Source organism: Subtercola vilae, assembly GCF_004923255.1.
Classification (GTDB): Bacteria; Actinomycetota; Actinomycetes; order Actinomycetales; family Microbacteriaceae; genus Subtercola; species Subtercola vilae.
Map to the genome: position 1 here is coordinate 43,410 of NZ_QYRT01000027.1, position 7,473 is coordinate 50,882.

The 7,473-nt window shown below is 65.0% G+C and carries 6 protein-coding genes; 3 read left to right on the forward strand and 3 right to left on the reverse strand.

Annotated elements, in window-relative coordinates:
• Nucleotides 1-49 precede the first annotated feature (49 nt).
• Nucleotides 50-2,650 (forward strand): DEAD/DEAH box helicase, encoded by a 2,601-nt coding sequence (locus tag D4765_RS13235; RefSeq protein ID WP_136642775.1) that lies wholly within the window; start codon nt 50-52, stop codon nt 2,648-2,650.
• A gap of 91 nt (nt 2,651-2,741) precedes the next feature.
• On the opposite strand, the gene D4765_RS13240 is transcribed toward D4765_RS13235, so the two are convergent.
• The gene (locus D4765_RS13240) at nt 2,742-3,608 is read right to left on the reverse strand and encodes a UbiA family prenyltransferase (RefSeq protein ID WP_136642776.1); all 867 of its coding nucleotides are present in this window, start codon (nt 3,606-3,608) and stop codon (nt 2,742-2,744) included.
• A gap of 119 nt (nt 3,609-3,727) precedes the next feature.
• On the opposite strand from D4765_RS13240, the gene D4765_RS13245 reads away from it, so the two are divergent.
• Complete coding sequence (locus D4765_RS13245) at nt 3,728-4,555, forward strand: polysaccharide deacetylase family protein (RefSeq protein ID WP_201799318.1); 828 nt, start codon at nt 3,728-3,730, stop codon at nt 4,553-4,555.
• A 5-nt stretch (nt 4,556-4,560) separates the two neighbouring features.
• On the opposite strand, the gene D4765_RS13250 is transcribed toward D4765_RS13245, so the two are convergent.
• A complete protein-coding gene (locus D4765_RS13250) occupies nt 4,561-5,850 on the reverse strand; it encodes an aggregation-promoting factor C-terminal-like domain-containing protein (protein ID WP_136642777.1) in 1,290 nt (429 codons plus the stop codon).
• Nucleotides 5,851-5,945: 95 nt separating this feature from the next.
• On the reverse strand, nt 5,946-6,575 hold the full coding sequence (locus D4765_RS13255; protein WP_136642778.1) for a mycothiol-dependent nitroreductase Rv2466c family protein: 630 nt from the start codon (nt 6,573-6,575) through the stop codon (nt 5,946-5,948).
• A gap of 98 nt (nt 6,576-6,673) precedes the next feature.
• On the opposite strand from D4765_RS13255, the gene D4765_RS13260 reads away from it, so the two are divergent.
• Nucleotides 6,674-7,228, forward strand: a complete 555-nt coding sequence (locus D4765_RS13260) for a YceI family protein (protein ID WP_136642779.1) — start codon at nt 6,674-6,676, stop codon at nt 7,226-7,228.
• The last annotated feature ends 245 nt before the right edge of the window (nt 7,229-7,473 follow it).

Sequence of the window (7,473 nt, forward strand, 5' to 3'; positions counted from 1 at the left end):
CTGAAATGGTTGTAGCTACATCTTATCTGAGGTAGGGCATGATCGAAGCATGACGGATGCCCTCCCCACCCCCCTCGCATCTCTGGTCAACTACCTCCCCGACGTGCCCGCTGCGGGGGCCAGCGCCGACCCCGACCTGCTCTTCGAACGCTTCACCGAGTGGAGCGCCTCCCGCGGCCTCACGCTCTACCCGGCGCAAGAAGAGGCGATCATCGAGATCGTCTCGGGAGCCAACCTCATCCTGAGCACCCCGACGGGCACAGGAAAGTCGCTCGTGGCCATCGCCGCCCACTTCGCGGCCCTCGCCGACGGCCGCCGCACCTTCTACACCGCGCCCATCAAGGCGCTCGTCTCCGAGAAGTTCTTCGCCCTGGTCGAGATCTTCGGCCCCGCGAACGTGGGCATGGTGACCGGCGACTCGAGCGTGAACCCCGACGCACCCATCATCTGCTGCACGGCCGAGATTCTCGCCAACATCGCCCTGCGGCACGGCGCAGATGCGCCGGTCGATCAGGTCGTGATGGACGAGTTCCACTTCTACAGTGACCCCGAGCGCGGCTGGGCCTGGCAGGTTCCCCTGCTCACGCTGCCCGACGTGCAGTTCATTCTCATGTCGGCGACCCTCGGCGACGTGAGTTGGCTCTCGAAAGACCTCACGCGCCGCACCGACCGCGAGACCGCGGTGGTCACGGGGGTTGAGCGGCCGGTTCCGCTCAACTACTACTACGCCACGACACCCGTGCACGAGACGGTCGAAGACCTGCTGAACACGGGCCAGTCGCCCATCTACATCGTGCACTTCTCCCAGCTCGCGGCACTCGAGCGCGCCCAAGCCCTCTCGAGCCTCAAGATCGTCAGCCGTGAACAGCGCGACCAGATCGCCGACGCCATCGGTGAGTTCAGGTTCACCACGAACTTCGGGCGTACGCTCTCGCGGCTCATCCGGGCCGGCATCGGCGTGCACCACGCCGGCATGCTGCCGAAGTACCGTCGCCTGGTCGAGCAACTGGCCCAACAGGGCCTGCTGCGGGTCATCTGCGGCACCGACACGCTCGGCGTCGGCATCAACGTGCCGATCAGAACCGTGCTGCTCACCGCCCTCACCAAGTACGACGGCACGAGAACCCGTCAGCTCACTGCCCGCGAGTTTCACCAGATCGCCGGCCGGGCGGGCCGTGCCGGGTTCGACACAGCCGGAACCGTGGTGGCGCAGGCCCCCGAACACGAGACCGAGAACGCCCGGCTCATCGCGAAGGCCGGCGACGACCCGAAGAAGCTGAAGAAGGTTGTCAAGAAGCGTGCGCCAGAGGGGTTCGTCTCGTGGGGCGAGCCGAGCTTCAACCGCCTCATTGCGGCCGAACCCGAGACCCTCACGTCGAGCATGCAGATCAACCACGCCATGCTGTTGAACATCATCGGCCGCGGCCACGGCAGCGACGGAAAGTCAGACGCATTCGCCGCCACCCGCTCGCTGCTCGAAGACAACCACGAGCCGCGCAGCCGCCAGCTCGAACTCGAGCGCCAGGCCCTCGCCATCTACCGAACGCTGCGCACGGCCGAGATCGTCGAGCAGCTGCCGCCCGACGAGAACGGCCACGTGGGCATCCGGCTGACCGTCGACCTGCAGCCCAACTTCGCTCTCAACCAGCCGCTGTCACCGTTCGCGCTCGCCGCCTTCGACCTGCTCAACACCGACTCGCCCACCTACGCCCTCGACATGGTCTCTGTGCTCGAGGCGACTCTGGATGACCCCCGCCCCGTTCTCTCGGCCCAACAGTTCGCCGCGAAGGGTGAAGCCGTCGCCGCCATGAAGGCCGAGGGCATCGAGTACGACCAGCGTATGGAACTGCTCGACCAGATCACCCACCCCAAACCCCTCGAAGAGCTGCTCGACGCGGCCTTCGAGATCTACAAGGCCTCTCAACCCTGGGTCGGCGACTTCGAGCTCAGCCCGAAAACGGTTGTTCGCGACATGTACGAACGCGCGATGACCTTCAACGACTACATCGGCTACTACAAGCTGAACCGGTCGGAAGGGCTCGTGCTGCGGTACTTCTCCGACGCCTTCAAGGCTGCCCGGGCGACCATCCCCGACGAGGCGAAGACCGAAGACCTGCTCGACCTCATCGAGTGGCTGGGCGAACTGGTGCGCCAGGTCGACTCGAGCCTGCTCGACGAGTGGGAAGAGCTCACGAACCCCACCGACGTGCAGGGCGAGGCCGACCTGGTGGCGTCGCACGGCCGCGGGGTCACCGCTGTGCTGCCGCCCGCGCCGCGCAGCGTGGTCTCGAACCTGCGCGCCTTTCGAATCCTGGTTCGCAACGAGCTGTTCAAGCGAGTTCAGTTCGCCGCGCTCGACAAGGTCGACGACCTGGGCGAACTCGATTCACCGCTCGGCTTCAGTCGCGACCAGTGGGCGGATGCCCTCGACGGCTATTACGCCGAGCACGACTCCATCGGCACGGCCGGTGACGCCCGCAGCGCCAGCATGCTCACCGTCACAGAGGGCCCGCACGTCTGGGTTCTGCGGCAGACGTTCGACGACCCCGCCGGTGACCACGACTGGGGCATCGACGCCGAAGTCGACCTCGCCGAATCGGCCGAACAGGGCGTGGCGGTCGTGCGGGTGACGGGCGTGAGCCGGCTCTGAGCCGGCTCTGAGTCGGCTCTGAAACGAGAGGGTTCGTGCCGCGCGACACCGGAGCACGGGCATCCGGAGGCCGCGAAGCCGCGGAGCCGCGCTACGCGATCACGCGGGAACCGCTGAGCGCCAGCAGCAGTACGTCGACCAACGCGCTCGCGATGATGAGCTGAAACAGCAGGCGGCCTGGCGGCTTCGTGAGCACCAGCCACGCCCCGACCGCCGAGAGCACCACGCCGACGGCGAAGCCCACCAGCCCGACCACTGAAGGCGGCAGGCTGGGGTCTGTCAGGGTCGCTCCGAACGCCACCAGCGCCGAGGCGCCCAGCAACGCGCCGAACGCTGACAGGCCCGATGCGGTTCTTCCCATTCGGTGCGGCAACCCGCGCACCCCGGTCGCGGCGTCGTCGGCGAGGTCGGGCAGCACATTCGCAAAATGCGCACCCAGCCCGAGCAGTGACCCGGTGGCAACGACCCACCAGGCAGCGATCGGTGCGCCCGGTGCTGCCAGCGTCACGACGAGCGGAAGCAATCCGAAACTCACGACGTATGGCAGGCCGGAGAGCGCCGTCTTCTTGAAAAGCACGTTGTAACTCAGCCCCGACACGGCCAGCACGATGCTCGCCACCGCGGCGGGTGGCCCCAGCAGCAGGCTGAGCGCAACGACGGCCATCGCAGACACGATGAACGCCGTGCGTACGGTCGACGCTGAGATCGCTCCCGTGGCGACGGGTTTGTCGGTGCGCCCCACTTCGATGTCGCGGCGCGCGTCGAGCCAGTCATTCGACCATCCGATGGCCAGCTGCCCCGCGAGAATGGCGGCAGCTACCAGCAGAACGCCAAGCGGCGAGAGCCCAGTGGCAATACCGAGCACCACGGCGAGCAGCGTGACCGCGGCGGTGGGGCCGGGGTGGCAGGCGGCGACGAGGGCGCTCGCGACTGCACCGAATCTTCTGTCAGATGGCATACTTCGCGGCACGCCTTCAGGTGCACCCCCCGTAATGGGGGTTTCAGCCTCGTACATAGAAAACTCCCAGACGCTACGGTGAAGTCGTGCAACGGCGAACATTCCTGAGCTTAACTGCCGTGGGGGCAGTTGGCTTTCTCACCTCCTGTGCGGGGAGCCCCGATACTCTCGGTCTGCCCTCTGCCGGGCCCTCGTCGACGACTGCAGCAACGCTCACGCCGGCACCGACGGTGCCGCCCAAACCGATCGTCACGCCCACGCCTACCCCTACCCCCACCTCGACACTCCCGCCGCCGTTCTCGGCTCCGAGCCTCACCAAGGTGGCCATTCCCGACGGCGTCATGACCGACCTGCCCGGCGACGGCAAACTGCTCGCGTGGACCGTCGACGACGGCTCGAGCAGCGAAGTGATTCAGAAATACATCGAATTCGCCAAGGCGACCGGCATGCGCCTCACGTTCTTTCTGAACGCAACCTACGACGGCTGGAGCACCCACGCCGACCTGCTGCGGCCCCTCGTGAAGAGCGGCCAGATTCAACTCGGCAACCACACCTTCAGCCACGCCGACCTCACCTCGCTCTCTGACGACCAGGTCATCGCCGAACTGCAGAAGAATCACGACTTCATCGAGAAGACCTTCGGGGTGGATGCCCGGCCCTACTACCGACCGCCCTACGGGTACCGCAACCACCGTACAGACCGTCTCGCCGCCTCGATCGGCTACACGACACCGGTGCTCTGGTACGGATCGCTCTCCGACTCCGGGCTCATCACCGATCAGCAGGTCGTCGACTTCGCCACACAGTGGTTTCTGCCGCAGCACATCGTCATCGGGCACCTCAACTTCTTACCGGTGACGGAGGTCTTCGGGCAGCTGGAGCAGATCATCCGGAGCCGTGGGCTTCAACCGGTGACGCTGAACGACGTGTTCGACAAACCCGCCTGAGCGGTTCAGTACCAGTGCGGGTTGGTGTTCTGTGAGTGCGCCCAGGCCCCGCAGGGAGTGCCGTACGACCTCGTGATGTAGTCGAGGCCCCAGTTGATCTGCGTCTGCGCGTTCGTGCGCCAGTCAGAGCCGGCCGACGCCATTTTGCTGCCCGGCAGCGACTGCGGAATACCGTACGCACCGCCGTCTTGGTTGTAAGCGTTCACTCGCCAGCCCGACTCGCGGTTCCACAGGTTCACGAGGCACGCGAACTGGTCTGAACCCCAGCCGCGCGCCGAAACCTGGCCCTGCGCGTACGCTTTGGCTCCCGCTGTGTCGACGACAACCGAGCCGGGCGGAAGGCCCGCGCTGCTGTCGCTGCCGCCACTACTGCCGCCGCTACTGCCGCCACTGTTGCCTCCGCCGCCCGAACCTGACGAGCTCGAGGCCGCACTTGCCGCTGCGGCGGCCGCGGCTGCAGCAGCGGCTTGGGCTGCGGCGGCCGCAGCCGCCGCCTGGCCCTGCCGGTACGACTCCTCGACCTGAGCCGTCGTGTCTTGAAGCGTTGCGAGCTGGGCGTACAGTACGTCGCTCTTCGCCTTCTGGTCGACCACCTGCGCATCGGCCGCTTCCTGGGCTGCCTGCGCATCGGCGGCGGCCTGCTGGGCTGCGCTGGCGAGTGTGGCTCGGGCTGACTCGGCGACACCGGCCTGCGCGTTCAGCGCCGCGGCCTGGTTCTGCGTGCTCGTGGCCAGCTCGTTCAGCTGGGCCGACTGCTCGGTGAGCTTGCTCATCGCGCCGAGCTGGTACAACAGAGAATCGGCCTTCTGCCCGCTCAGCAGCAGACTCGCGCTCTGGTTGCCGCCCGAACGGTAGAGCTCGACAGTCAGCTGCCCGAACTGCTTCTTCGCCGCGGCAGCCTTCTTCACTGCATCAGAGGCCCTCGTCGTGGCATCGGCCGCCACCTGCGTTGCGGCCTGCAGCGCAGACTGAGCAATGAGATACTCGTTGCCCTTCTTCACTGCTTCGTCACCCAGCTGGGCCGCCTGGGCCTCGAGGCCCGACAGCAGGCTTGTGATGTTGCTCACCTCGGCCTGCTTCGCCGCCTCATTCTGCTTCGCGGCGTTCACGTCATTCCAGCTGGGGTAGTCGGTGCGCACCGCCGTGAACTGCCCTGCGGCACCGGATGCCCCGCTGCTCGGCTGCGCGCTGACAACGCCGGTCGGAGCCGACCCTGCGGCCGCCGTCAGAGGCGAGGCGAGGCTTGCGGCGACAACCAGCACAGCCCCCACAACGAGGCGCGCCGAACGAATCATGCCCCTACGCTATGTGACGATCGCGCAAAATGCAGGTAAGGCACTGCAGATTCACCGAATGCGTGCATCTGACCCGCCGATGCGTGTTTCGTCTCTCAATCGAAAATCGGCTCGCGGGTACGGCTGCGCTTCAGCTCGAAGAAGCCGTCGTAGTTCGCTGCGGCGACCACGGCGTCCCACAAAGCCAGCGCCTGCTCGCCCTTCGGGGCAGGAGAGATGACCGGGCCGAAGAATCCGACCCCATTCACCGCAATCACCGGCGTACCGACGTCTTGCCCGACGAGATCGATTCCCGCGAAATGCGACGCGCGCAGCTCGTCGTCGAAACGATATGGGTTCGCTTCGGGGTCGGCCGGGGCATCCTGAATCAGCTGGGCAGGAAGGCCGACCTCGGCCAAGGCCTCGCTGATCACAGCATCGACGTCGGTGCGTTGCTGAAGATGGATGCGCGTTCCGAGTGCGTCGTACAGCGGCTTCACCACACCGTCACCGTGTAACTCCTTGGCCGCGGCGACTACTTGGGCGTATCGAAGGGCCCGCGGGAAGAAGGCGCGGTAACTCTCAGAAACATCATTGTTCTCGTTCAGAATCGCCAGACTCATGATGTGCCAGTTGACATCGAGGTCACGATGAGAGGCGACTTCGTCGACCCATCTGCTTGTCATCCATGCCCACGGGCACGAGGGATCGAACCAGAAGTCGACACGTGTAGTTGTATTAGCCATAACCAAATGTTCTCACTTGCGGAATAAAGTTTTGCCTTGATGCATTTGTATGAAGTAACGTTGTATCTACAAGTAATGTCTTCGAGAAACGAGAAATCATGACCGACACGTACGAGATCCCCGGACACAAAGCTGGCACCTGGACCATCGACCCCTCACACAGCGAGGTCTCCTTCAGTGTTCGCCACCTGCTCATCAGCAAGGTCAAGGGCAAATTCGAGAAGTTCGACGCCACCTTTGTGACCGGCGAGAGCCCCCTCGACACCAAGCTCACCGCCACCGCCGAGGTCGAGTCGATCAACACCGGTGACGCCAACCGCGACGGCCACCTGCGTACCAACGACTTCTTCAACGCTCCCGAGTTCCCCACCCTCTCGTTCGTTTCGACGAGCGTCGCACCCAAGAAAGACGACCTCGAGGTCACGGGTGACCTGACCATCAAGGGCGTCACCAAGTCGGTCGTCTTCGACGTCGAGTTCGGCGGCTTCGGCAACGACCTCTACGGCAACTACAAGCTCGGTCTGACCGCCAAGACGGTCATCAACCGCAACGACTTCGGTGTCAACTGGAACGCTCCGCTCGAAGCTGGCGGAGTTCTCGTCGGCGACGACGTCACCATCACCATCGACCTGCAGGCTTCGCTTCAGGCGTAGCTTTTCACGTTTCTCCGGCCGCCGATCAGATCACTCTGGTCGGCGGCTTTTTCGTGCCCGGGTGCGGGTTGGGGGGTCTGCGGGTCGGGTGTCGAAAAGAATTTTGAGATTCTTTTCTGTGGGGGTCGTTATGGGCCTGATTTGTTGAGTGAATGTCAGTGGTTGGTGGTTGACTTGGGTCATGAATGAATCGCCCACCACTTCGCCTGCTGCTGACGGGGCTGCCTTTGATGAGGTGGTTGGTG